Annotated in this window: 24 protein-coding genes; 14 read left to right on the plus strand and 10 right to left on the minus strand. The window is 47.0% G+C overall.

Features of this window, described 5'->3' with window-relative positions; all coding sequences use genetic code 11:
* Positions 1-49: 49 nt before the first annotated feature.
* The gene (locus RXX31_RS17880) at positions 50-1,057 is read left to right on the plus strand and encodes a LacI family DNA-binding transcriptional regulator (RefSeq protein ID WP_317591031.1); all 1,008 of its coding nucleotides are present in this window, start codon (positions 50-52) and stop codon (positions 1,055-1,057) included.
* 60 nt (positions 1,058-1,117) lie between these two features.
* Here RXX31_RS17880 and edd read toward each other — a convergent pair whose 3' ends face one another.
* Complete coding sequence (gene edd / locus RXX31_RS17885) at positions 1,118-2,914, minus strand: phosphogluconate dehydratase (RefSeq protein WP_317591033.1); 1,797 nt, start codon at positions 2,912-2,914, stop codon at positions 1,118-1,120.
* Positions 2,911-3,438 carry a gluconokinase gene (locus RXX31_RS17890; RefSeq protein WP_317591034.1) on the minus strand — a complete coding sequence of 176 codons (528 nt, stop codon included), beginning with the start codon at positions 3,436-3,438 and terminating at the stop codon, positions 2,911-2,913. Before RXX31_RS17890 ends, edd begins: the two co-directional genes overlap by 4 nt.
* Positions 3,439-3,591: 153 nt before the next feature.
* Between RXX31_RS17890 and RXX31_RS17895 the strand changes: the two genes are divergently transcribed.
* Positions 3,592-4,968 (plus strand): GntP family permease, encoded by a 1,377-nt coding sequence (locus RXX31_RS17895; protein ID WP_317591036.1) that lies wholly within the window; start codon positions 3,592-3,594, stop codon positions 4,966-4,968.
* Positions 4,969-4,977: 9 nt separating this feature from the next.
* Entirely contained in the window at positions 4,978-5,589 is a 612-nt protein-coding gene (locus RXX31_RS17900) for a bifunctional 4-hydroxy-2-oxoglutarate aldolase/2-dehydro-3-deoxy-phosphogluconate aldolase (RefSeq protein ID WP_317591037.1), read from the plus strand.
* Between the two features lie 115 nt (positions 5,590-5,704).
* On the opposite strand, the gene xapA is transcribed toward RXX31_RS17900, so the two are convergent.
* From xapA to RXX31_RS17915, 3 genes are all read right to left on the minus strand, one after another.
* On the minus strand, positions 5,705-6,529 hold the full coding sequence (gene xapA, locus RXX31_RS17905; protein WP_317591038.1) for a xanthosine phosphorylase: 825 nt from the start codon (positions 6,527-6,529) through the stop codon (positions 5,705-5,707).
* Positions 6,530-6,686: 157 nt separating this feature from the next.
* Positions 6,687-8,042 carry a glutathione-disulfide reductase gene (gene gorA / locus RXX31_RS17910; protein ID WP_317591039.1) on the minus strand — a complete coding sequence of 452 codons (1,356 nt, stop codon included), beginning with the start codon at positions 8,040-8,042 and terminating at the stop codon, positions 6,687-6,689.
* A 270-nt stretch (positions 8,043-8,312) separates the two neighbouring features.
* Positions 8,313-9,152, minus strand: a complete 840-nt coding sequence (locus RXX31_RS17915; protein ID WP_317591041.1) for a 23S rRNA (adenine(2030)-N(6))-methyltransferase RlmJ — start codon at positions 9,150-9,152, stop codon at positions 8,313-8,315.
* A 412-nt stretch (positions 9,153-9,564) separates the two neighbouring features.
* Here RXX31_RS17915 and prlC point away from each other — a divergent pair, with 412 nt between their 5' ends.
* Positions 9,565-11,607 (plus strand): oligopeptidase A, encoded by a 2,043-nt coding sequence (gene prlC / locus RXX31_RS17920; protein WP_317591042.1) that lies wholly within the window; start codon positions 9,565-9,567, stop codon positions 11,605-11,607.
* A gap of 225 nt (positions 11,608-11,832) precedes the next feature.
* Here prlC and asnC read toward each other — a convergent pair whose 3' ends face one another.
* Positions 11,833-12,297 (minus strand): transcriptional regulator AsnC, encoded by a 465-nt coding sequence (gene asnC, locus RXX31_RS17925; protein WP_317591044.1) that lies wholly within the window; start codon positions 12,295-12,297, stop codon positions 11,833-11,835.
* Positions 12,298-12,418: 121 nt separating this feature from the next.
* Between asnC and RXX31_RS17930 the strand changes: the two genes are divergently transcribed.
* Together RXX31_RS17930 and RXX31_RS17935 are read left to right on the plus strand one after the other, a co-directional pair.
* Complete coding sequence (locus tag RXX31_RS17930; RefSeq protein WP_317591045.1) at positions 12,419-13,198, plus strand: class I SAM-dependent methyltransferase; 780 nt, start codon at positions 12,419-12,421, stop codon at positions 13,196-13,198.
* 183 nt (positions 13,199-13,381) lie between these two features.
* Positions 13,382-13,948 (plus strand): hypothetical protein, encoded by a 567-nt coding sequence (locus RXX31_RS17935; RefSeq protein WP_317591046.1) that lies wholly within the window; start codon positions 13,382-13,384, stop codon positions 13,946-13,948.
* A gap of 58 nt (positions 13,949-14,006) precedes the next feature.
* On the opposite strand, the gene RXX31_RS17940 is transcribed toward RXX31_RS17935, so the two are convergent.
* Together RXX31_RS17940 and uspA are read right to left on the minus strand one after the other, a co-directional pair.
* Positions 14,007-14,885 (minus strand): carboxylate/amino acid/amine transporter, encoded by an 879-nt coding sequence (locus RXX31_RS17940; protein ID WP_317591047.1) that lies wholly within the window; start codon positions 14,883-14,885, stop codon positions 14,007-14,009.
* Positions 14,886-14,949: 64 nt separating this feature from the next.
* Positions 14,950-15,375, minus strand: coding sequence for a universal stress protein UspA (gene uspA / locus RXX31_RS17945; protein ID WP_317591048.1), 426 nt, complete (start codon positions 15,373-15,375; stop codon positions 14,950-14,952).
* Positions 15,376-15,602: 227 nt separating this feature from the next.
* Between uspA and ftnA the strand changes: the two genes are divergently transcribed.
* The 3 genes from ftnA to RXX31_RS17960 all read left to right on the plus strand — a co-directional run bounded on the left by ftnA (position 15,603) and on the right by RXX31_RS17960 (position 17,896).
* The gene (ftnA, locus tag RXX31_RS17950) at positions 15,603-16,130 is read left to right on the plus strand and encodes a non-heme ferritin (RefSeq protein ID WP_317591049.1); all 528 of its coding nucleotides are present in this window, start codon (positions 15,603-15,605) and stop codon (positions 16,128-16,130) included.
* A 91-nt stretch (positions 16,131-16,221) separates the two neighbouring features.
* Positions 16,222-16,545 carry a universal stress protein UspB gene (gene uspB, locus RXX31_RS17955; protein ID WP_317591051.1) on the plus strand — a complete coding sequence of 108 codons (324 nt, stop codon included), beginning with the start codon at positions 16,222-16,224 and terminating at the stop codon, positions 16,543-16,545.
* A 157-nt stretch (positions 16,546-16,702) separates the two neighbouring features.
* Positions 16,703-17,896, plus strand: a complete 1,194-nt coding sequence (locus RXX31_RS17960) for an NAD(P)/FAD-dependent oxidoreductase (RefSeq protein ID WP_317591053.1) — start codon at positions 16,703-16,705, stop codon at positions 17,894-17,896.
* A gap of 84 nt (positions 17,897-17,980) precedes the next feature.
* Here the strand turns inward: RXX31_RS17960 and RXX31_RS17965 are convergent, their stop codons facing one another.
* Both RXX31_RS17965 and RXX31_RS17970 read right to left on the minus strand, forming a co-directional pair.
* Entirely contained in the window at positions 17,981-18,679 is a 699-nt protein-coding gene (locus RXX31_RS17965; protein ID WP_317591054.1) for a hypothetical protein, read from the minus strand.
* 13 nt (positions 18,680-18,692) lie between these two features.
* On the minus strand, positions 18,693-22,217 hold the full coding sequence (locus RXX31_RS17970) for a DUF1566 domain-containing protein (protein WP_317591055.1): 3,525 nt from the start codon (positions 22,215-22,217) through the stop codon (positions 18,693-18,695).
* A 267-nt stretch (positions 22,218-22,484) separates the two neighbouring features.
* On the opposite strand from RXX31_RS17970, the gene RXX31_RS17975 reads away from it, so the two are divergent.
* Genes RXX31_RS17975 through RXX31_RS17995 form a run of 5 tightly spaced genes read left to right on the plus strand, consistent with a single transcriptional unit; the run spans position 22,485 to position 26,012 of the window.
* Positions 22,485-22,685: a Flp family type IVb pilin gene (locus RXX31_RS17975; RefSeq protein WP_020336259.1), complete on the plus strand. Its 201-nt coding sequence runs from the start codon at positions 22,485-22,487 to the stop codon at positions 22,683-22,685.
* 28 nt (positions 22,686-22,713) lie between these two features.
* Entirely contained in the window at positions 22,714-23,115 is a 402-nt protein-coding gene (locus tag RXX31_RS17980; protein ID WP_236614684.1) for a prepilin peptidase, read from the plus strand.
* A 12-nt stretch (positions 23,116-23,127) separates the two neighbouring features.
* Positions 23,128-24,018: a Flp pilus assembly protein CpaB gene (cpaB, locus tag RXX31_RS17985; RefSeq protein ID WP_076633422.1), complete on the plus strand. Its 891-nt coding sequence runs from the start codon at positions 23,128-23,130 to the stop codon at positions 24,016-24,018.
* Positions 24,019-24,021: 3 nt separating this feature from the next.
* A complete protein-coding gene (locus RXX31_RS17990) occupies positions 24,022-25,446 on the plus strand; it encodes a type II and III secretion system protein family protein (RefSeq protein WP_317591056.1) in 1,425 nt (474 codons plus the stop codon).
* Between the two features lie 8 nt (positions 25,447-25,454).
* Positions 25,455-26,012: a pilus assembly protein FlpD gene (locus tag RXX31_RS17995; RefSeq protein WP_317591058.1), complete on the plus strand. Its 558-nt coding sequence runs from the start codon at positions 25,455-25,457 to the stop codon at positions 26,010-26,012.
* The last annotated feature ends 3 nt before the right edge of the window (positions 26,013-26,015 follow it).

Raw genomic sequence — 26,015 nt, forward strand, 5'->3', positions numbered from 1 at the left:
TCTATTGGCCATAATGTTACAAGTAACATTACTGATAGTTCACATATTTATGAATCAAAAGAATAAGAAAACACGTGCGACATTACAGGATGTTGCTGACCAGGTTGGTGTCACAAAGATGACGGTTTCGCGTTATATGCGCAACCCGGACTCTGTTGCGGAAAAGACGCGGGTTAAAATCGCAGCTGTGATAGAAAAGCTTGGTTATATTGAAAACCGAGCACCGGCAATGCTGTCTAAATCCTCCAGCAAAGCGATCGGTATTTTACTTCCCTCTCTGTCTAACCAAATTTTTGCCTCTTTTGTTCAGGGCATTGAGATGGTCACCAAAGCGAATGGCTATGAGACGCTTCTGGCCCACTTTAGCTACGACGTAGAAGAAGAAGAACGCAAGATCGCGTCGTTACTCTCTTATCAAGTGGATGGATTGATCTTAACCGAAAGCAACCATACTCCACGCACATTGCAGATGATCCAAAACGCCGGTGTACCTGTGGTGGAAACCATGGAGTTACCGAGCCAGCCTATTGATATGGCGGTTGGTTTGGACCATGAAGATGCATCATATAGCGCAGTAAAGCGTATGCTGGATTCTGGCAAGCGTACCATTGTCTACTTTGGTGCCCGTTTGGATACGCGAACTAAGCTGCGTATGCAAGGTTATGAACGTGCTATGTCTGAAGCTGGTCTAGAAGCGAAACACGTACTAACCGGTGAACATTCCAGCTTCTCGCTTGCGCATGAGCTACTTGAGCGTGCACTGGAGACTTACCCTGATCTTGATGGTGTGTTCTGTACCAACGATGATATCGCGATTGGTACAATACTGAGTGCCCAGCAGCGTGGGATTAAAGTGCCTGAGCAACTGGCGGTGGTTGGTTACAATGCGCTAGACATCGGCCAGACGATCAGTCCGAAGTTGACCAGTGTGGATACACCTCGTTTTGAGATTGGCAAGAAGAGTGCAGAACTGCTGATAGCGCGATTAAAAGGGGAAGAGCAGCAAGAGTTGGTGGTCGACATGGGCTATGACATTACTGCGGGTGAGAGCGTGTAATCTTTTGTCGAATAGAGCGAAAAACGGAGTACTGAGCCTCCGCTTTTCTGTTCTTATACCTTAAACAATAAAGCTCGCGCCCTGATCGGCACTGGAAACATTGTGGCGGATCACTTCGAAAAATCCACGTCCCCATGTTTGCTGGGTTGATTCAGTATCCAGCTCAATCATTTTGCGTCCACTGGTGTCAGTTAAGTTGTTCAACTCGCCAGTTTGGCAGTCAACGCGTATAACATCACCATCACGGACTAAACCAATTGCACCACCGCGAATCGCTTCAGGTGATACATGGATCGCGGATGGGATTTTGCCGGATGCGCCTGATAAACGGCCATCGGTTACCAGCGCCACTTTAAAGCCCATTTTTTGTACGTTGCCTAAAATCGGCATCAGCTTATGTAGCTCTGGCATGCCATTCGCAGCAGGACCATTGTGCGTTACAACAACAATGCAGTCTTTGTTGAGTTCACCTCGCTTGTAGGCTGCTTCTACTTCGTGCTGACACTGGAAGACGGCCGCAGGGGCTTCGATGATGCGCTGCTCTTCTTTGACTGCCGAGACTTTCACTACCGCCTTGCCAAGATTGCCGTTTAATACACGTGTTCCCCCGGTGTTTTGGAACACTGTATCCGGTGCGGCGATGACTTCGTTATCCAAACTATGCTGGCAGGCTGTCCATACCAATTGACCATCGGTCAAAGATGGAATCGTCATTTGATCGGCAAACTTTCCGAACACTGGTTTCACATCGCGGTGCAGCAGATCAGATTGATTCAATCGATGTAACAGAGCCGGTACGCCGCCAGCTTCCTGAAACGCGTTCATATCTGCCGGGCCATTCGGGTAAACGCGAGCAAGCAGAGGCACTACTTCTGACAAGTCACTGATGTCCTGCCAAGTGAGCAAGATACCAGCCGCACGCGCGACGGCGATCATATGAATGGTGTGATTGGTACTGCCGCCTGATGCGAGTAGGGCAATAATGCCGTTGATCAGACTTTTCTCTGTTACGACTTCAGCCAGAGGACGGAAATTGCTAGTGCCTGCCGTCATGGAAGCGATCTTCAGTGCTGCATGATCAGTCAGGGCTTTACGCAGCTCGGTATGTGGGTGGATAAAGGCTGAACCTGGCAGCATTAATCCCATGGCTTCAAAGACGAGCTGGTTGGTGTTTGCCGTGCCGTAGAAAGTACAGGTGCCTGGAGAGTGATAAGCGCGACACTCCATATCCAGTAGCGCATCTTTCCCGACTTCACCCGCTGCGTATTTTTGGCGGACGTCGACTTTTTCTTCATTGCTAATGCCCGTTGCCATTAGGCCGGCCGGCACAAAGGCAGTTGGCAGGTGAGCGTAAGAGAGTGCACCCATCAGTTGCCCTGGTGCGATTTTGTCGCAGATACCAAGCAGCAGTGTCGCATCGAACACGTTATGGCTCAGGGATAATGCCGTTGCCTGGGCGATTAAATCACGGGAAAACAGCGACATATCCATGCCCGGCTGACCTTGCGTCACACCATCACACATCGCAGGCACGCAACCTGCCACTTGAGCCGTGTGCCCATATTGTGCCAGTAATTGTTTTATTTGTGCTGGATATTCTTGGTAAGGCTGGTGGGCACTCAACATGTCGTTGTAGGCACTGATCAGCGCGACATTAGACTGGGTAAAATTGAGAATACTTTCTTTCTCAGAAGAACATGACGCTGCCACCGCATGCGCAAGGTTACCACAGGACAAACCTGTGCGACCTTTACCTGCTTCAGACTGAATACTGGTACGGGCTAGAAAGGCAGCGCGAGCTTCACGACTGCGTTCGATAAGACGTTCAGTGACGTTGATAATAACAGAGTGGGTCATGATGCCTCCTCAACCTGTTGTTGTTTCAAGATTTCCGCTGCAGAGCGTTCCACAACGCCACTGATGTCGCCATCAATGCTCACGATGAGGGTCTGAGGCTCAGCATCTGGGCGCTCAAGTGTTTCAAACTGGCTTTTCACCATGTTCTCTTTCATGAAGTGACCTTGGCGCAGGCGCATGCGATCGAGGATCAAGTCCATGTCGCCATCTAAAAACAGGAAAGTCACGTTATCGTTGCCTTCTCGGATTTGGTCGCGGTAGATCTTTTTTAGTGCGGAACAGACGATCACGCCGTGTTCGTTTTTGCTTTCCAGACTGTAGGCAGCATCACGAATACGCTCTAGCCATGGCTTGCGATCGTCATCATTCAGAGGCTGGCCGGATGCCATTTTCTGGATGTTCGCTCGCGGGTGAAGATCATCACCATCAATGAATTTACGTCCCAGCTTTTTCGCTAGTTGCTCGCCGATTGTGCTTTTTCCACTCGCACAAACGCCCATAACGATGACACTACTACCAGCCATAACTTATCCTCATAACTAAAGTTGCGCGTGATCTCAATTTTTGAATTCACTTGAAAATATGGGTTTATCTTATTCATGTTATCGGTAACATGTTACCGGTAACTTAAATAAATGTGAACCACAACACAAACTATAATTTTTAAAGGTGAGCCTATGGAGCAGCTAGCCCAAGCCCCAGATCCTACATACTTACTAACGATTGCAGGCCTTGCTATTGCAGCGTTACTTATTCTAATTATTAAACTAAAAGTCCATGCTTTTGCGTCCCTGACTATGGTGAGTCTGGGGACGGCAATCGCTACAGGCGTCTCTTCTGACCAAGTGGTACCGACCATGATGAGTGGCTTTGGAGGCACTTTAGCTTCTGTTGCTCTGTTGGTTGGTCTTGGAGCAATGATCGGTAAAATTCTTGAAGTGACGGGTGGTGCTAAAGTGCTGGCCGATACTTTGATTGGCCGCTTTGGTAAAGAGCGTGCACCACTTGCGCTTGGTGTCGCGTCGCTTATGTTTGGCTTCCCAATCTTCTTTGATGCCGGTTTGGTCGTCATGATGCCGATCATCCTTAGCGTAGCGGCTCGATTTGGTGGTTCACCACTTAAATACGCGTTGCCAGCCGCAGGTGCGTTTGCCGTAATGCATGCGTTTGTTCCTCCGCACCCAGGTCCTGTTGCCGCTGCGGACTTCCTTGGCGCAAATATTGGCCTGCTGCTGATGGTCGGTATTCTGGTTGCGATTCCGACTTGGTATCTTGGCGCTTACTTATTTGGTATTTATGCCGGTAAGAGGTTCGAGATCCCACTTTCTAAAGCTTTCTTTGACGGTGACGCGTTCGCGGATGACAGCAAAGCGCCAAAGTTTGCGACGGTAATGACGCTGCTTATTCTGCCTGTGTTGCTTATCTGTTTGGACACCGTTCTTAACACGCTAGCGGTTGCTGGTGTTATAGATGGAAACTCTGCGCTGGTTTCATTCCTGCGTATGCTAGGTAAAACCCCGGTAGCGCTGCTGATCACGCTGGTGGTATGTCTTGCTGTATTTACTAAAGATTACGGCATGGCGAAACTGGAAAAGCTTTGCGGTGAGTCACTGGCACCGATTTGTGGCGTTATTCTGGTCACAGGTGCGGGCGGTATGTTCGGCGGCGTTTTGCGTGCAAGTGGCATTGGTGATGCACTTGCGGGTGTGTTAACCAATACTGGCATGCCTGTGATTGTTGCAGCATTCGTTATCTCTACCTGTCTGCGCGTGGCGCAAGGTTCTGCAACTGTCGCGCTGACCACGACAGCGGCACTTATCTCGCCTGTTGTCGCGTCATCAACTGGTTTGAGCGAACTTGACCTATGCTTTATCGTGATTGCGATTGCAGGTGGTGCAACGGTGCTTTCACACTTCAATGACTCTGGTTTCTGGTTGGTTTCTCGCCTGCTAGAGATGGATGAGAAAACCACATTAAAAACTTGGACGGTAATGGAAACACTACTTGGCGGTATTGCGTTTATTATCGTAGCAACATTAAGCTTTATTCTTTAGAGGTTACCCATGACAACACTTGAACAACGATTAAAAGAAATCAAAATCGTCCCAGTTATTGCGATCAACGACGTCGCTCACGCACTGCCTCTGGCGAAAGTGTTAGTAGAGAACGGTCTTCCATGTGCTGAAGTAACGTTCCGTACAGAGGCTGCAGCAGAATCGATTCGTATTATGCGTGAAGCTTATCCGGAACTCTTGATTGGTGCAGGTACCGTTCTGACGACAGAGCAGGTGGATATCGCGATTGAAGCGGGTGTGGACTTTATCGTTAGCCCTGGCTTCAACCCAACCACAGTGAAATACTGTCAGCAGCGTAATATCGCGATTGTTCCTGGTGTGAACAACCCAAGCTTGGTTGAACAAGCAATGGAAATGGGTCTGCGTACCCTGAAGTTCTTCCCGGCAGAACCGTCGGGTGGCGTGAATATGCTAAAAGCACTCACTGCGGTTTACCCGGTAAACTTCATGCCAACTGGCGGCGTAAGCCCATCTAACGTAGAAGATTACCTGGCGCTTAAATCTGTTCTTGCATGTGGTGGTACCTGGATGGTGCCAACGACATTGATGGATAATGGCGACTGGGAAGGTCTGGCTGAATTGGTTCGTGCGGTTAAGTAATTCGCACTAACAAGCTGAAATTGCTCCACAACTCCCCCTAACGTTTTAAAACGTATTATGAAAAAGGGTCATCAATGTACTTGATGACCCTTTTGTTTGTCGACGCTAAGACTCGTTAGAAATGATGCTTCATAAAGCTCTTAATGAAGTGAATAAAATCGGCTTCAGCTAACTTGGCACATTTGAGAGTTTGCTCGTGAGACAATTCGACATCGCCTAAGCCTTCAGCCATATTGGTGATCGCGCAAACCGCCAGAACTGGTAAGCCGCAATGCGCCGCGGATATCACCTCAGGCACCACAGACATCCCAACGACATCGCCGCCAATCACCTGCATCATACGAATCTCTGCCGCCGTCTCAAAGTTCGGCCCAGTGTAAGAGACAAACACGCCTTCATTAAGGTGAATATCGTTGGCTTTACCGACTTCAAACGCTTCGGCACGCAGGTCTTTATCGTACGCATTGGCCAGACTGAAGAAACGCGGACCATATTCATCGTCATTTGGCCCAACCATCGGTGATTCCGGCATGGTGTTAATGTGATCGCTAAATACCACCAACGAGCCGACATCAATACGCTCAGGGCGAAGTGAACCTGCGGCATTAGTCACCAACATAAATTCACAGCCAAGCTTCTTAAAGGTGCGCACCGGAGTGGTCATTACTTTCATTGAGCCATGTTCATAGTAGTGACCACGACCTTTCATGCACACCACGTCGACGCCGTTCATTTTGCCGAGTACCAGCTCACCGGAGTGCCCCTGAACCGTGCTGACCGGAAAGCCTTCTAATTCTTCGTATGGAATGACCACTTTTTCTTGCAGTTCGTCTGCTAATACACCTAATCCAGAGCCCAGAATAAATGCCGCTTTAGGCTGGAAGTTCGGTTTGCGTTGGTGAATGGTGTTTAATGCACCGATTACGGGATCGTGAGTCATGCTCGTTACCTTATGTCTGATTGATGATGGTAAACAGGGAGTGCCATTTAGGCGGAGTTTGTTTGCTCTTTACTGGATAATACCAACTAAATAATGCAAGCGAGAAAACAAAAAAGGGCCATCAGATGATGACCCTTTATGATTGATTTTTAAGAGATTATCTCATTGTAACAAACTCTTCCGAGCCTGTAGGGTGAATAGCGACTACTGAATCGAAGTCCGCTTTGGTTGCGCCCATCTTCATTGCTACGCCGAAGCCCTGAATCATTTCGTCAACCGTGAAACCGATGCCGTGTAGACCAACAACCGTTTCTTCTTCACCAGCGCATACCAGCTTCATCTTACATGGTTGACGGTGTTTCGTTACGGCGGTGTACATTGCTGTGAAGCCTGATGTGTACACTTTCACGTTGTCTTCGCCGTACTTCTCGATCGCTTCTGGTTCAGTCAGGCCGATAGTGCCGATTGGTGGGTGGCTGAACACGACAGTCGGAACTAAGTCGTAATCCATCTTCGCATTTGTCTTGTTGTTAAACAGACGCTCAGAAAGCTGACGACCTGCTTTAACTGCCACTGGCGTTAGCTCAATACCACCTTCCATGATGTCACCGACACAGTAGATGCCTTTCACGTTGGTTTCTTGGTATTCGTCTACCTTGATGTAGCCTTTGTCGTTGGTCGCAACGCCAGTTGATGTCAGGTTGATTGCGTCTGTTGCTGGGTGACGGCCGATAGCCCAGATTAGCTGGTCAACGTTTTGGCTTTCACCATTTTCCAGATGCAGAGTCAGAGAGCCATCTGCTTCTTTAATGATTTCTTTTGGTACAGAATGGGTGTGTAGTTTTGGACCTTCAGCGTCCATCACTTCAACCAACGTTTCGATGATCATTGGATCGAAACTACGCAGTGGCGATTCTTTACGTACGAACAGGTGCGTTTCTGTACCTAAAGCGTGTAGTACGCCTGCGATTTCGACCGCGATGTAGCCTGCGCCGACAACTGCAACGCGTTTTGGTTGCTCAGCTAGATCGAAGAAGCCGTTTGAATCGATGCCGTATTCTGCTCCTGGGATGTTTGGAATCGTTGGACGGCCACCAACCGCGATCAGGATGTGATCGGCCGTGTAGTGTTCACCGTTTACTTCAACGGTTTTCTCGTCAACAAACTTGGCAAAGCCTTTGATGACATTGACTTTGTTGTTGCCCAGAACGCGGTCGTAAGATTGGTGGATACGACCAATGTACGCCTGACGACTCTCTACCAGCTTGCTCCAGTCGAAACCTTTCACGTCGACATCAAACCCGTAGTCTTCCGCGTACAGGTTCATTGCTTCTGCGATTTGCGCGCCATGCCACATCACTTTCTTTGGTACACAACCTACGTTTACACAGGTGCCACCAAGGTCTTGTGCTTCAATCAGCGCTACTTTCGCGCCGTACATGGCTGCACGGTTTGCAGATGCGATGCCGCCACTGCCGCCACCGATACAGATATAGTCAAAATGAGTCGCCATTACTTTCTCCAAGAGCGTATGAATTTCTGGTTAACAAATACATTGGGGTGATGAGATGTTAACTCAATATCGCCGCAACATTTTGTTAAGAAGTCTGACTATGATAAATCGAATTGGACTATTTCCTAAATGGGAAAAAGCGACAAAACTTATGACAAATAGCGATGAGAGGCACAAAAAGTAGAATAAGTGCGGGTGTACTGCGAATTCGAGCGGACAAAAAGCGCAACGATGGCCTCGTTGCGCTGAGGGAGTTTTGTGCGAAGACGTTTACTCAGGCACAATCCAATCGACTTTCCAGTGACCAGTCGCCGGTGCTATTGCTTCTTTTAGGAACGGCAGAATCTCTTTCATCTGACTTTCCAGCTTCCATGGCGGGTTAATCACGATCATGCCTGATGCTGTCATGCCACGCTCATTGGTATCTGGCGCGACACCAAGCTCAATTTGCAGAATCTTACGAATACCCAGAGCTTCCAACCCTTCGATCATGTCCTCAATGTCGAGGCGGTTAACTACCGGGTACCAAATCGCATAGATGCCCGTCGCCCAGCGTTTGTGGCTCTGGTAAATCGCCTGCACCACGTCGCGGTACTCTTTAGCTAGCTCATAGGGCGGGTCAATCAATACCAAACCACGGCGCTCTTTTGGTGGCAAGCTCGCTTTTAGACGCTGAAAACCATCTTCTTTGTAGATGCTCACCTGACGATCGCGGTGGAATTCTTGCTCCAACAAGGGGTGATCGGCTGGGTGAAGCTCGGTTAATACCATGCGGTCCTGCTCGCGGATTTGGGCGCGTGCTACGCGAGGTGACCCTGGGTAGTAACGTAGGTTCTCACCATTGTTCAGCGCTTTGATTGACTCGATGTAGCTCTTGATGTCTGTTGGAATGTTCGGGTTATCCCAAATTCGAGCGATGCCTTGTTTGTATTCTCCGGTTTTTTCAGACCACTCGTGAGTCAGATCGTAACGGCCCACACCCGAGTGGGTATCGTGGTAAACGAATGGCTTATCTTTCTGTTTTAGCGCATCAATGATAAGGCTTTGAACAATATGTTTGACCACGTCAGCATGGTTGCCTGCGTGGAAGCTGTGGCGGTAACTTAACAAATTAAACTCTCGAAACACTCTGTAACTGAGTGTGGTCTGTGATTTCAGATGCAATCAATGTTGCAATGTTGGAGGTATTATACCCAACAACCTCAAAGATGCAGAACATCCATTCTGCATTGCTCAATTATTAATTTCATCACTATTGAAATTTCTTTAAGTCACCCATACTTAGTAAACATATTGAACCTAAATGAGAGTAAGGACTCCAATAGGGCGATACTCCTATAGAGTAAGCCTCATTTAGGCATAACTACGCTCAAGGACAGAGTTGCTCTCGTTGACCCAAGAGGTTATCGCCGCATAGAGAAAGAGAACGGATATCTCTCCATCCATGTTGTTGGCTTTCCTGTACCTTGAGCTGACCTATTTTATAGGTAGTCACAAAGCCAAAACACAAAAGGAATTATTCATGTCTAATCCACTTCTTACGTTTACGGATCTGCCTCCGTTTTCGCAAATTAAACCAGAACACATCAAACCTGCGGTGGAGCAGGCGATAGCGGATTGCCGCGCCAAAGTTGAAGAGGTGCTAAAAGAAAATGCGCATCCAACTTGGGACAGCATTATTGCGCCGATGGAAGAAACGGATGACCGCCTAAGTCGTATTTGGTCACCTGTCGGGCACATGAATTCGGTCGTAAACAGTGAAGCACTGCGTGAAGCATACGAAAGTTGTCTGCCTATTCTGTCTGAGTACGGAACTTGGGTAGGTCAACACAAAGGTTTATACGAAGCATACAAAGCAATCAAAGCCAGTGATGAGTTTGCGACGCTGACCCGCGCGCAACAAAAAACCATTACCGATGCTCTGCGTGATTTTGAGCTCTCAGGTATTGGTCTGCCATCAGATGAACAACACCGCTACGGTGAAATCAGCAAGCGTATGTCTGAGTTAAGCTCTAAATTCTCTAACAATGTGTTAGATGCGACCATGGGCTGGACCAAACATATTACTGATGCAAAAGACTTAGCAGGTATGCCGGAGTCAGCATTAGCAGCAGCTAAAGCCGCGGCAGAAGCGAAAGAGCTCGACGGCTACCTAATCACGCTGGATATTCCATCTTACTTGCCAGTCATGACTTACTGTGACAACCAGGAACTGCGTCGAGAAGTGTATGAGGCGTACGTGACTCGTGCGTCAGACCGTGGTCCAAATGCAGGCCAATGGGATAATACCGACATCATTTCTGAGCAGTTGAAACTGCGCTATGAAGTTGCGCGTATGCTGGGCTTCAACACCTTTAGTGAAAAGTCACTGGCAACCAAAATGGCAGAAACGCCAGACCAGGTATTAGGTTTCCTGAACGACCTTGCAACCCGTGCTAAGCCCCAAGGTGAGCGTGAAGTGGAAGAGCTTCGTCAGTTCACTAAGAGCGAGTTTGGCGTAGATGAGCTAAACGTGTGGGATATCGCCTACTACAGCGAAAAGCAAAAACAGCACTTGTTCCAGATTTCTGATGAAGAGCTGCGTCCGTACTTCCCAGAATCTAAGGTGGTGAGCGGTCTGTTTGAAGTGCTAAACCGTGTGTTTGGTATGGCAGTGAAAGAGCGCGAAGGCGTGGATACCTGGCATGAATCGGTTCGATTCTTCGATATCTTTGATGCACAAGGCACACTTCGTGGCAGTTTCTACCTCGATCTTTACGCTCGTGAACACAAACGTGGCGGCGCTTGGATGGATGATTGCCGTGGTCGTCGTATAACGCTTTCTGGCGAGCTACAAACGCCGGTCGCTTACCTGACCTGTAACTTCAACCGTCCGGTTGGCGATAAACCAGCGCTATTTACCCACAATGAAGTGGTGACGTTATTCCATGAGTTTGGTCACGGCATCCATCACATGCTGACGCAAGTCGACACTGGTGCGGTATCTGGCATCAACGGTGTGCCATGGGATGCGGTTGAGCTGCCAAGCCAGTTCCTGGAAAACTGGTGTTGGGAAGAAGAAGCGCTGGCGTTCATTTCTGGTCATTATGAGACGGATGAGCCTCTGCCAAAAGAGATGTTGGAGAAGATGCTGGCGGCGAAGAACTTCCAGTCGGCGATGGGCATTCTGCGCCAACTTGAGTTCGGTTTGTTCGACTTCACGCTGCACACGGAATACGACCCTGAAGTGGGCGCACGTGTGCTGGAAACCTTAGCGGAAGTGAAGCAGAAAGTTGCTGTTGTTCCTGCGGTTGAGTGGGCGCGTTTCTCACACAGCTTTGCGCACATCTTTGCTGGTGGTTACAGCGCAGGTTATTACAGCTACTTGTGGGCAGAAGTGCTCTCTTCGGATGCATTCTCACGTTTTGAAGAAGAAGGCATCTTTAACCAAGACACCGGCCTAAGCTTCCTGAACAACATCCTGGAGATGGGCGGCAGTGAAGAGCCTATGGAGCTATTCAAACGCTTCCGTGGCCGTGAGCCACAAATCGATGCGCTACTGCGTCATTCAGGTATTGCAGCGTAAGCGTTAATAGAATCTTCATATCAATGCCGTTCACTTAACAGTGAACGGTATCTTCAAATAACCCCGTCATTCTGGACAGCGACGAAGGAGCGTGATTCAGGATCTTCTTTCCGAGTACTTTGTTGTTAAAGCTTTTTCTAACACTTTTCAGCACGCTTTTATTAGATTCCTAGTATCGCTAAGGCTCGCTGGAATGACATAGGTAGAAAACGACATAATCCAGAACTATGGATTCACGTTGCGGTTAATCGGGTTTTGCAACGAGATTAACGTTTCGGTGGACTGTACTTCATCAATTGCCTGCAGCTTGTCGATCAGAACAAATTGCAGCTCTTCAATCGACTTACACATCAGTTTAACGAAAATATTGTATGCCCCCGTGGTGTAATAGGCCTCTACCACTTCGTCGAGCGCGTTGAGCTTCTCCAGTGCAGAGTGGTAGTCGCGCGCGGCATTCAGGTTGATACCGATAAAACAACACACATCGTAACCAAGCTTCTTGGTGTTAACGATCACCTCGGTGCCTTCAATGATTTCCGCCGATTTCATTTTTTCAATCCGCACGTGAATCGTGGCAGGGCTGACATCGAACTGTTTAGCCATTTCTGCATACGGCGTTCTGGCATCCGCCATCAGAGTTTTTAAGATTGCGCGATCGAGGTCATCGAGTTTCGGCATGCTCGCATTCATACGATTCGTTCCGTAGGTGTCTGTCTTGAGTTCATTTTAACCCGCTTCGCAGTTACTGCAAGAAACCCTGTAGTGAGGTAAACTCAGCGCCAGTGACCGCGATTTTTATTGGAGCCTCCTTTTGCAACTGCAATTGATTTGTGAAGACCCGTCTCAACAATCTCACCTTGATGAGCTTGCTGCGCGCTGGCAGCTGTCCCATTCTGACGACAGTGACTTTGCTTTGGTACTGACTGCCGAGCGATTAGAGCTGCGTAAGGTCGATGAGCCCAAACTGGGTGCGATTTTTGTCGATTTGATTGGTGGCGCAGTGGGGCATCGCCGAAAATTTGGTGGTGGTAAAGGTCAGGCAATTGCCAAAGCGGCTGGCTTAAATAAGGGCGCAACGCCAACGGTACTGGATGGCACGGCTGGACTAGGTCGGGATGCGTTTGTGCTGGCTTCTCTGGGCTGTAAAGTGCAGATGGTCGAGCGTCACCCTGTGGTTGCAGCCTTGTTGGATGATGGCTTGGCTCGTGCGAAGCAAGATCCAGAAATCGGTAGCTGGGTGTCTGAGCGAATGTCGTTGATTCATGCTTCAAGTCATGATGCGCTAGAAAAACTGGCTCAGGACCGTGATTTTGTAAAGCCAGATGTGGTGTATCTTGACCCTATGTACCCACATCCTGAAAACAAAAAGAAATCTGCATTAGTGAAAAAAGAGATGCGCGTATTCCAATCTTTGGTTGGCGCTGATTTAGATGCGGATGATCTATTCGAGCCGGCAATGGCATTAGCGACCAAGCGTGTGGTGGTGAAGCGTCCGGATTACGCCAATTGGCTGAACGACGAAAAACCAAGTATGGCGATAGAAACCAAAAAGAACCGATTCGACGTGTATGTAAAAGCGTCGATGGCGTAACTTTCTGACTGCTAACCCTTTCTCTTCATAGCGCGAGTTTTCGCGCTGTGATCCAGCTTTTCTTTCGTGATACCCAACGAGATTTTCCACTTGCTAATTCGGCAGACTGACGGTATATCTAAGTAAGAATTATTATTATTTCACATGTCGATGAAGTAATAGTGCGTGATTTGGAGTCGTCGTATGGCTAAACGTTTATGTAAAATGAATCGCAAACAGATCGCGACCAATCTTGGTGATATTCACCGCTTGGTGGTTGAGCCGAAATTTGTCTGTCGCTCGTGTGCGCGTTCTTCCGCTTCTAAAAATACCTTGTGTAAGCCAGCGGCTATTCCACCGCAAGCCTGCCAGGATAAGCCACTTCACGAGCAGCAAGCCTGTGGTCTTTTAGCCGAAGCGCTTCCTGCAAAGCCTATTGCGGAAACTCCCAAGCAAAGTGCCGAAAAAGCAGCGATTGTTAAGCGAGTGGTCGAAAGAGTCAAAGAGAAAAAACTGGCTGCCCAAGAGGCTGCGCCGGTTGCGCTAAAAGCGCCAGACCTATTTGATTTAGCGGATAAAAAAGCGCTTAAGAAAGCCAAGAAGACGCTGAAAAAACAGTACAAGCAACAGAAGAAGCTGCTTAAACTGGCCAAGAAGCAGCAAAAACTGCTGAAACGTCAACGTAAGTTAGAGGCACGCAATGCAAAATTGGAAGTGATGTTGCCAATAACTGCTGTGATGAACGAAAGACAGCAAGCTAAAGTACATTGATTGAATTAAAAAACGCTCTCCATCTGAAGAGCGTTTTTTATTGTCGTTATAAAGGGAATTACTTATTCGCGTAGCTCATCTCGACGCGTTTTTTCACCCAGGTCTCGTTCACCCATAGTGAGAACATGATAATAGCGCCGCCAATAGCCAGGCGAGTAAGGTCAACGTCGCGGTTCCAAATGACAATGTTGACAATCAAACCTGCCGGAACCAGAGCGTTATTCATTACAGCAAGCGCACCAGCATTGACCAATGTAGCGCCCTTGTTCCAGGCAAAGTAGCCAAAACCTGAGGCAATCAAACCAAGGTAAGTCAAAATGCCCCACTGGGTCGCGGTGGTTGGCAGCTTGTCGATATTCCCCATCAGTGCGAAAGCAACCGTTGCCACGCACAGGGCTCCCAGGTAGAAGTACCCAAATACGGTATGCTGAGGCAGGTCAACGGGCTCGTTTTCCATGATGTATTTGTAGCCCACCTGACCAATGGCAAAACACAAGTTAGCGCCTTGAACCACCAAAAACCCAAGCAGGAAGTTTTCGTTGATACCTGCAAATTTAATCCATGCCGCACCTACGACCGCAATTAAGGCAGTGACTAAATACCAAGGAGAAAATCGGCCTTTGAGTAAATCGTAAATCAGGGTGACGTAGATCGGTGTGAACACAGTGAAGAGCAGTACTTCTGGCACCGACAGGAGTAAGAAGGACTGGTAGTAGAAGCAATACATCAAACCGAGCTGGAAGCCGCCAACGATCATCAACTTCGCAATCAGCGATTTACTTATACCACGGAATTTCAGAAACGGAATAAATACGATGCTGGCGAGTGCCACACGCATAAATACTGAAAACCACGAATCAACCTGACCGGCAAGATAGACGCCGATCAGGCTAAATGAAAATGCCCAGAGTAGGGTGACTGCAGATAGATAAGCCATGGATGAGAACTTTTATCAATAACAAATATGCCCGCAGTCTAACCAAGTTTTCTCAATGCGCCAATCAGTCTTTTAGCGGTACGACCAGCATATCGACAGGTGAGCGGTTAATTAGCTGGCGCGTCGCAGACAAAATCTTACTCCAGAAATCCTGATGATGACCGCAAACAACCAAATCAATGTTGAAGTCCTGAATGGTGTCGCACAGTTCATTACTTAAATCACCACTGCCGACTAAAGTATGGGTGATTGGGTACTCGGCGTATTCCGTAAAATTCGCTAATTGGGTACGTGAGGCTTCCATCGCTTGGTGTTGTGCTTCCGCCATATTGATATCGATAAGTCCGGTGTAAAGCTCGGCATAGTTCACATCGATGTGAATGAAAGAGACTTTCGCATCTAGAGGTTTAGCCAGCGATACGGCTTTCTTGATCAACACTTTACTATCGTCCGACAGGTCAACTGCCACAAGTATGTGTTTGTAACTCATATTGCTATCTCCTAGTAAGGTCGTATACCCAAGTAACCTCGAACTGACCCCCAGTGCTAAGGCTCTGACTTCTGCGTTTTGAAGTCACTTGGGTATAGTTTTAGATTAGCACTAACCTCCAATAAATTTTGCCAAAGTGATCTCATATCAATATTGTAGGTAGAAAGTCTTAATCTGCTAATCATGTTATAGTTATCTGAAATGCAGGAATATAAATAGGAGCTAACATGCTGTCTCAAACTATGGTCGATCAATTGAATGATCAAATTAACCTAGAATTTTTCTCATCCAATCTATACTTACAAATGAGTGCTTGGTGTGAAGACAAAGGTTTTGAAGGCGCGGCTGAATTTCTACGTAAACACGCAGTAGAAGAAATGGAGCACATGCAACGCCTTTTCACCTATGTCAGCGAAACTGGCGCACTGCCAATTCTAGGCGCGATCGATGCACCAAAGCATGACTTCGCAAGCCTGGGTGATGTTTTCCGTGAGACTTATGAACATGAACAAATGATCACGGAGAGAATCAACAAGTTGGCACACGGCGCTTTTACAAGTCAAGATTACTCAACATTTAACTTCCTACAGTGGTACGTGTCTGAACAGCACGAAGAAGAGAAGTTGTTTAAAGGGATTTTAGATAAGATAGAACTTGTTGGTGAAGATGGTAAGGCATTGTTCTTCATTGATAAAGATCTAGCACAAATGGCGAAAGAAGGTTCATCTTCAATTATGGATGCTCCAGCTGCATAAAGCGTTCCCCAGCGCGATAAGTAGCGATTAAAAGACGAAGCAGTGATTGTCTTTTTCTCTTGAGCATTGTTGAAGATGTAGGGAGGAAAAGATGATCAGTGGAGACACAATCTTATTTGCGCTAATGGTAGTCACCGGAGTTAATATGGTCCGGTATCTCACCGCTCTTCGTTCTTTAATTCACATCATGCGTGAAGCCCATCCGTTGTTATACCAACAGGTGGATGGTAATGGATTTTTCACTACCCATGGAAATGTGACTAAACAAGTGCGTTTGTTCCACTACATCAAGAGTAAAGAGTACCATCATCACCACGATGAGGTGTTTACGGGTAAGTGTGAACGTGTGAGGGAGCTGTTTGTCCTTTCCTCAGCTTTAGTTGGCGTCACGTTGCTCGCGGCTTTTATTCTATAAATTGGATAATTAAAGTCCTTCATTCGGTGCTTGGAATTTAAGCGCTTTTCCCGGAAAACTTTTCTCGGTAGAATGTCGCGCGAACAAAGCAAGGATGTGCACTGAGCACATCCTTTTTTTATTGTTTTGGATTTTGGATAGAGCCTAAGAGTTACCGATGAGTAAGAAGTTTGATGTAGTAGTAATTGGCGCAGGTGCTGCGGGTTTGATGTGTGCTGCAGAAGCCGGTAAGCGAGGCCGCAGTGTATTAGTGCTCGACCACGCGAAAAAGCCTGGGCGTAAAATTCTTATTTCTGGTGGTGGCCGTTGTAACTTCACTAACTACGATGTGTCAGCCAATAACTACTTATGTAAAAACCCTCATTTCGTAAAGTCTGCGCTGTCTCAGTACACCAATTGGGATTTCATCTCCATGGTCAGCAAGCACGGTATTGAGTTTGAAGAACGTGACCATGGCCAGTTGTTCTGTGTGGATGCATTCACAGCCAAAGATATCGTAAAAATGTTACTCGCAGAATGCGATATGCCAAATATTCAGCAGCGCTATCAGTGCGATGTTCACTCTATCGAAAAACTGGACGCTGGATTCCGGCTGCATGCAGGTACAGAAGTGGTTGAGTGTGAATCATTGGTTATCGCTACCGGTGGTCTATCGATGCCAAAACTGGGTGCGACGCCGTTTGGCTATAAAGTCGCCGAGCTGTTCGGACTTCCTGTCATTTCAACCACGGCAGGCTTGGTGCCATTTACGCTGCATAAAGAAGACAAAGAAGACTTCGCAGACCTGTCTGGGATTGCTGTGCCGGCAGAAATTACGGCTGAAGACGGCACTATGTTCAAAGAAGCGCTGCTTTTCACTCACCGAGGCTTGTCTGGCCCTTCTGTTTTACAAATCTCTTCATTCTGGCGAGCAGGGCAAAAGGTTTCTATCAACCTTGTACCGAATGATGATGTTGCCGTACTGCTGGAGCGCAGCCGCGAGAAACATCCAAATCAATCACTGAAAAATACACTGGCAAAAGTACTGCCAAAACGCTTGGTGGAAGTGTTGATCGAACGTAAAGAGTTAACCGACAAGCCACTGAAGCAATTTAACCCGAAAGAGCTGGCTGACATTGTCGCGCGTTTAGAAAACTGGAACGTGGCTCCGAACGGAACCGAAGGTTACCGCACGGCGGAAGTGACACTAGGTGGCGTGGATACTGATCACCTATCTTCTAAAACCATGGAGTGCAAAAACATCCAAGGTTTGTACTTTATCGGCGAAGTGATGGATGTGACAGGTTGGTTAGGCGGCTATAACTTCCAATGGTGTTGGTCGAGCGGCTTTGTCGCTGGTCAGTGGGTGTAGTCTCAATACAAAAATGCTCAGCCGTGCTGGCTGAGCATTTCATAACACTTGTCTCTCACTCGTTTAGTGATGAACGACGCTGAATTATTCTTTCGGTATTTCTCGTACCAATCTCAACATACCGCTTGTTCTGCGTAATTGGTTTAGTAAGGAGCCCCATCCGCTGAAGTCGACCGTATAGTAGTGTAAATAGTCGCGGTCCAATAAAACGGTATCCGACGTGATTGTCATATTCTGGTATACCGCACTCTTTTGTCTGGCTGAAATTGCCGTGTGATATCCTATTATCGTTTCATCTGTTGAATAGGGCGTATTGCCTAAATCCTCAATTTCACTTTGAGATACGTTGATTGCGTAACTGAACGCTGGATAGTTTGCTGGTACGCACTGCTCGTTGTAAATCCCTATTAACTCTTTGATATTTGGCAGTCGCCAAGGATGCTCGAGTGTACCTAGCTGTTGGTTTTCACTCTCAACGGCGTCCATGCTCGCTTGGCGGATGTTCGAGTTATAATTACTATCGCTTAGCTCATAAGGTACGGTAGGAACGCCTAAACACACATCTTGTTGGCTATCGAATGTTTGACCGACGAAGCAGTAGCTCCATTGCAATCCCGTTGTTGCGTCGTTAATTACCTTATAGTCACCAATATCCGTTGCTAAGACGTCGTGGGAAAAGCGACTATTTGGGTTGAGATCAGTGTCGGCCCCACATTGTAGTTCTGGCTCAGCGGCGAATGCAGACGCGACGAAAAACGTTAGGCTTAAACTTAAATATTTCACACTATAGTCCTTGTTACTGTTCGAGATAAAAGCCATCACTGACCAGAATTAGCGAGTTAGAAAGTCCAATACTTTTGTGATAAGTACCGAAATTGACGGTGTTTAATACTAGGTTTTCGGTGCTATTTAAGTTTTCTGCATCCAGCCACATGGTTTGCATGTTTGGAAAGTATTGGGTGTCGACGTTAGCCGGTAAATTCTTGCCAAACTTACGTGGATTACCGAAATTGAGTATGGAGACGGACTCCTGCAAAGTAGGTAAGCGCCAGTTACTTAATCCACAACGTTTCTCTTTATCGAACCACTGGATTTGATTGGCTACTGTACACTGATGAGGGTTGGTAGAAACTTCGTTACTTCCGTGCTCCGTGCATGTGGCGCTGAATTCGGTTGCCTCTTCTACAGGCTGGATGATGAACTGGTTGTCGCTGTCGTATACTGAGTACGGATCTTCTTCTTTACGGCGATGTTTTGTTTCCCAAACAAGTCCGGTGTGAGCATCCAAAACACAGGCAAAAGGCTGAGTGTTGTAACTCAAATCCTGACGAGCAAGAGGTTTTCCTTGTTGATCGAGCTTGACGTAACGCGCACCAAGTAAACCATCCTTGTTGCTATTCTCATCTTTTCCCGTGAGTGGGTCACAAGCAAAACTATTGTCTCGACCACGTGAACTATCGTCTCCAACTAAGCCTTTTGTTGCTCTTGAATCAGCGGTGTGGATTCGGCGAGGAGAGTAAGTCATCTGTGCACTAGGGCTACCAATGTTACTTTGCACACGGAGGTAATATTGTGTGTTTAAATCCAGGCCAGATATAGTGGCACGTTGTTTTTCAGTTGGTAGAGTATTCTGAGCGTAAGCAAGCTGAGTAAAGCTGTCTTCTCCCCAAGCTAATGTATAGCTTGACGCGCCCGGTTGAGAATCCCAGCCAATCGTCACCCAAGAACCTGACGCATCTTCTCCTCTTCCTTCAATTCGCAACCCCAGTAGTTGATTCTCGTCGACTATCGATTGGCAACTGGCATCTAAACTATTGACTGGATACACCGTTACCCAGTTACCTGGTCGAACCCCACTTGGAAAATAATGTTGATCCGGTTCTGAATCCCCTAACAGAGAGGTCATTGCTTGAACTATATGAGAAATATTGACGTCGATATTCTCAATCAGAACCTGGCCGATAGCGTAGTTTGAAGCAATACGGTTTAACAGCGTTTCTATTGTGGGATAGGCATTACTGTCACTGACGCGGTATTTACTTAGGTCAATATTGAGGAGTGCAAGTAAATCTTCGTATAGATTTGCCCGTTCAGATAAATTAACCAGTGAACTAAACAGTTCGCCTTTGGCCTGCAGCGCTAAAAATGAAGCTAAAAGCTCAACTTGCTGGCGTGGCATTTGATTATACTTTTCAATGATTTGTTCATTGGTTTGAGGAACAAGGTAGGCCAGGCTCCCCGCGGAGGATATTCCAGACTTTAATAGCATTGCGGATTGCGCAGTGCTGATATACCCGACATTAAGGCGCTGAAATTCATCGTGTTCAAGCACACCGTTACTGTTACCTTGTTGTGTATCCAGATTGGCAATTTCACAGAAGGAGCCTAGTACAGAACGCAGTTCCACACTCGTTTTCTCATCACGAAGATGAATAGTCAGAGTGTCTTGCATTTCATCGGCAGTGTACTCATAGCCAAACTCGTCTAACTTTCCTGGGGCACAGCGTGCATAGTTATTATCGATATCGCGCAAGGCAATGGTGGTAACAAAGCTACTTTCAGCGCTTAAGTCTAAGCTGTGGTGACGCTGTCCAGTACTGCTGATCAAGCTCACCGGCTGGTGGCGAAGAGGGTAACGACCGGAATCGTCGTATAAAACAGAATCTTTACCCGGAGAGCGGCGGCTACCTAGAATAATACTCAGTGATACTTGCTCCAACTCTTTCGGAAAACGGCCACTGATTTGAAGCTGACGTTCTGGCGCTATCGCCAAAATTGAGTGCTTCAGTGGATGGTTGTGATTCGCCATCACCAACTCATTCACCCGCCATTGATAGCGATAAGATTTTTGCAGTTGTGCAGGGATGGATTTTGTGAGCTCTTTGTATATGCCAGGTTGCTCATCCGCTGACAGTATTTCATTTTCATAATGCTGCCATAACGTATAAGAAGGAGCGGTTTTAGCTTTCTCTAGAATTTTTGTACCTATTTCCTCTAATGAAAGGTCAGCCCGTGACCATTGCATTGGCGCAACCGCAAAGACGTAGTTGGGATAATCATTGGTTTCTAGCTCTAATTGATAAGCTTGATACGCGCGACGCATCTGTTCTGCACTAAAGGTCAATACGGCTTTTTCACCGTTAGGGTGGTCAAAAACACCTAACTCATCGAGAGTGCCAGATTCGACGTCGATGCTGTAGCTGCCTTCAAATCTTGTGGCTTCTTGTTGGTCGGGATTAAGTAATGCGATTTGCTCATCAAGCGCCTGTTTTTGTGCGCCGCTGATGGGTAGCGCTATATCGCTTTGTTCGCTAAGCATCTGGTATAGCGCAGCCAACTCAAGCACCAAACGTTGGTTGTAAACAAGTTTTCCATGCACGGCGAAAGCTTGCTCAACACTCAGGTTGAACTGATTGTTTGTCGCGACACGATTACCATCCTTGATGAATAAAGTACGAAGTTGGGCTGTATTGAGCACGACAACACGCTGCTCTTGTGGCGTACTCAACGGTCCATTGATTCCAGCCCATTGTTCATCTGTCAGCGCTAACGTAAAGGTGCCAAAAAAGCGCGGGGACCACTCTGTTGATTGATCAGAAATATGGCTCTTTATTGCGCTTTTTTGCTCATCATTGAGCTCAACTAATGTCGTCCTGCTACTGTCTGACAAGTAACGGCGAACCGCTTCATTTTTTTCCGCATATGGTAGGTTGCCATAATGACTGAGCTCACCTTGCAGCAGGTGTTTGGCGACGGTATTGAATGCAATTGTCACTGGGTCTAGTGAGATTGTTGGTAGTTCTTTTTCATCGATATAGCCATCGTCGTTGCTGTCCATTTTCAATATGTTGGTCAGCGTATCCAGTTCCGCTTGAAAGTACGATGCAGCTTGAACGTCAACGCTCGCATTCGCGTCTACTTGCGCCAATTTGCTGCTTTCTATGGTCACAATTTTGTCTAGTGGCCATTGCGATAACTGAAATGTGTATTCGAATCCCCCTTCAGCCATCGTGCTTTGCCACTGCTCACAAACCTGGCCAGAACAAACTTTAAATGCGTATACATCGTTTTCATGGCTGCCTGATACAGGGCCGGAAATAGTCATAGTTGACCGACCGTTGGGTAGCGTTGGCGGTGTGATAGTACCGCCGGTGCCTGACTGGGTCGACGTACCCGAATCGGCATCTGAATCTGAGGGATTACTGCTGCCAGAACCATTATCTACATTAGAGGGGGCTGGCGCTGATCCCTGTGGTTGGTCACTACAACCGCTGATCGCTAGCACGATTGTTGCAGACAAAACAAGCTGTCTAAAGAGCATGAATATTCCTTTATACGAAAATCAAAGCAAACAAGAAATAACGCATATACGCAATGTGGTGCTTATTGGTTGGACTGTGAAATCCCTCGTTATTTCGCTTAGTAAAAGATGTTAATGTTAAAAAAATACATTTATACGATAAATAGATCTAGATATGATCAATAAACTGGCATTTATTATATAAATGAGATTGATTTTTACAACAGTATTGATAATAATTCTCACATCAAAAGAAATGTGAATGTTTTTTATGAAGGAATTGATTGTATGAATGGTTTTATGTCGCTAGTTAAGCGTTACATGCATGATGAGGAAGGAGCAACCGCAATAGAATACGGTATTTTGGCCGCAGGGTTAGCTGCTGGAATATTGGCAATTTTTGGTTCTGATGGCTTATTTATCAGTGCTTTAAAAGATAAGTTTCAAACAATCATTGATGGTATGAACATGGGATCTGGTGGCGAGTAACTCTTTTTTATTGTTGCAAATTATTACTGTGTTCTTGTTGCTTGTTATTGCATTGAACGATGTTTTTCAGCGCAAGGTTCCCAATATATGTTTGCTTTTGTTGTTATTCGTTGGCGTTACGGTTACGCCTTTTTATCTTCACTCGTTTTTGGCCGGGATCGCGATAGTGGTCTTTGGATTAGTGGCTTTCCACTACCGTTGGCTTGGGGCTGGTGACAGTAAGTTGTTAGCAATATGCGCCTACGCCTCTTTGGAACAGTGGTACTGGTTGCTATTAAAAACGGCTTTGTTAGGTGGAGTGTTAAGTGTCGCGTATTTGTTGTTTAACCACTTCGCAATAAGGGGAGTAATTGCGGCTAAGCCGCGAACTACCGTGCCTTATGCGGTCGCTATATGTATCGCTGCAACCACCACTATTCACTATATGTAGTTTATACCCATCATGAAAAAGTTAATTTTTGTGCTACTCGGAGGAGCGACCTTGGTCGCAATGCTGGTGGTGGCATGGTTGAGTACAACTCCAACCCAACCAGATAAGCCAGTCGAAGTGGCGTTAGAAGAAAAGGCTGTCGTACCAAGAATCTTAGTCGCGAAATACGGCATTCAAGCAGGTGCTTTGTTGAGAGCGGAAGATTTTCGCTGGGCGCCAATGCCATCTGATAGCAACACGCAACTTAACGACGTGTTTCTTGAAGGTTTTATCAAACCTGATGTGTTGAAAGGCAGCTTATTAACCCGCCGTTTGACTGCGAATCAACCACTTGCGGTATCAGACATTATTCGCCCAGAGCAGAACCAATATATGTCCGCGATGCTCTCGCCAGGCATGCGAGCGGTTACTCTGGAGATGAGCTTAGCAGGAATGAATTATGACCTACTAAGACCGGGTAATTACGTAGATGTCGTCTTAACTAGTGAGAACGAGCACACCTCAGAAAAGGGCTTTGGGGAAATCACCAAGCGTGCAACCAGCGTGATTCTAGAAAATACGCGCCTGCTCGCGATCAATAACACTCTGACAGATATTGTGAGCGGCCCAAAACATCAAAATGAAAGTGACATGTCGATGGCTGGTGGTGACACCTTACCGATTACCTTTGAGGTTACTCCAGAAGGGGCGCAACGTTTACTGCTAGCAAAAACGTTGGGGGATTTATCTCTTATCCTGCGTGGTTATCAACAGGACGAACAGTCTATGACAACAACAACCATAGCTACGCTCTGGGATGAGCAGTTGTCGGATAACCATCATCCGGATCGTAAACCTGAGCACACCATTCGCATTTTCAGTGGTGAAGATATCCGCACTCAAGAAAAGAGCACAACGAGATAAATCATGTCCTTGCTTCGAAATTTTATACTTTGCGTATCGCTGGTTTTGTCTATCTCTCCGTGGGCGGTAGCAGCAAGTCATACCTTTAACCTTACTATCAATCAAAACCGTTTGATTACGGTGAATGATGATGTGAAAGATATTTTTGTTTCTGACCCCAACTTAGTCGTGGTTCACGCACCTTCCAACCGTCACGTGATGGTCTCTGGTAAAGCGTTAGGAGAAACCGACATTCTGGTACTTGGAGACAATGCTCGCACACTCGCGCATTACAAGGTTGTGGTTGCTGCTGATCTGTCTCAACTAGAACGAGCCGTACAACACGCGTTTCCTGATGCTCAAGTGACGTTTGTTCATAGTAAGGGAGCGATCGTTGCTATGGGTGAAGTGGACAATGCACTTCAGGCACATGAGATCCTGAGCATGGCATCTGGGTTTGCCAAAGGGCTACAAGAGGTAGACGAACAAACCTTAGCTGCGCCAACAAGCGAAAGTAGCAGTAGCTCTGGTCGCGGTGAAGGTATGGCAAAACCGGGTGGTGGCATGGGCGTCTACCCTTTGGTTGTTAACCAGCTTAAAACCGCGGGTAGCGCTCAAGTGAATATTTCCGTGCGTATTGTTGAAATGGAACGCTCGACCAGCGAACAACTTGGTTTGCGTTGGAGCTCTATCGGTAATATGCGCTGGGGTACATGGGACACGTTACAGACGGCACTGGGTGTAACGCCTGGTAATAAATTCCCAACCAATAATCTGCCATCAGGCCCTGGTCAGCACGGTCTTAATGTCATCATCGATGCATTAGTTGAAGACAGTTTAGTAAACGTTCTTGCTGAGCCGAATCTGACGGCTAAGTCTGGCGAGGCGGCGACCTTTATGTCTGGTGGTGAGTTTCCTTTTCCTGTCGACAACAGTGATGACGGTGTGAGTATTGAGTTTAAACGCTTTGGTATTTCATTAGAGCTGACACCTACAGTCTTGAGTAATAAACAGATCAGTCTCACGGTTGCTCCCGAAGTTTCTACGTTGAGCCGCGAGCACAGCGTTTCTATTGCGGGTGTCGAAGTGCCAGGTATTGAAAGCCGCCGTGCCACCACAACGATTGAATTGGCAGACGGTCAGAGCTTTGCGCTGGCAGGTCTGGTGAGAACCTATCAAGACCACAAAATCGAGGCGCTGCCGTTTCTTGGGGAAATTCCTTTCCTTGCACCGCTTTTCAGCAGCAACAGCTTTAAAAACTCGGAAAGCGAGTTAGTGATTATCGCGACAGCACATTTAGTCGAGCCAACCAGCGACCCAAGTGAATTGACCACGCCATTAGATCGCTTCCGTCCTGCGAATCGATTTGAGCGTTTGTTCTTACGCGACATGGGTGATGACCACGATGATAACCAGCGTTTGTTTGGTAACTATGGATACAACTATTAAGGATGATGATGAAATTCGCGAAATTAGCTTTGACCACATTGACCCTTTTTCTGGTGGTCGGTTGCCAGCGTCCGTATCAAACAGGAACGCATGCAACCTTTCAGGACAAAACCTCATTTACGACAACCACTGCCAACATTGAGCTAGACCTGAAAAACATCCTGAGTCCGGTAAACAAACGTGAAGAGCAGGGATACATTCGCCTCGCGTTACAAGGCGGTAATTTGGACCTGCAATCCCAGAAAAATCTGCGTAATCAGTTGACGACTTATCTGCAATTACCAGTGGAGATGACTTACCACTCGGACAAGCAGAGTCAGATTGTTGCTGAGCTTGAAGTGGTGTTGAAGCCAAACACGTGCCGATACAACCGTCAGTCTCTGCCTATTTCAGCGTACGCCTGCCAGCAGCTACGTAATCATTACCTGAGTGTGGTTAAAAAATCGACCTGGATCCATGGAGAAGAGTATCAGGAGCACAACAGCGCTTTGACAACAGGGGCGGTACAACGTTTGTTTAATAACCAACTTAAATCGGCAGAAAGACAGCCGGTGACAGGAGAGTAAATC

Origin of the sequence: Vibrio sp. EA2 (assembly GCF_033042495.1) — a bacterium.
GTDB lineage: Bacteria > Pseudomonadota > Gammaproteobacteria > Enterobacterales > Vibrionaceae > Vibrio.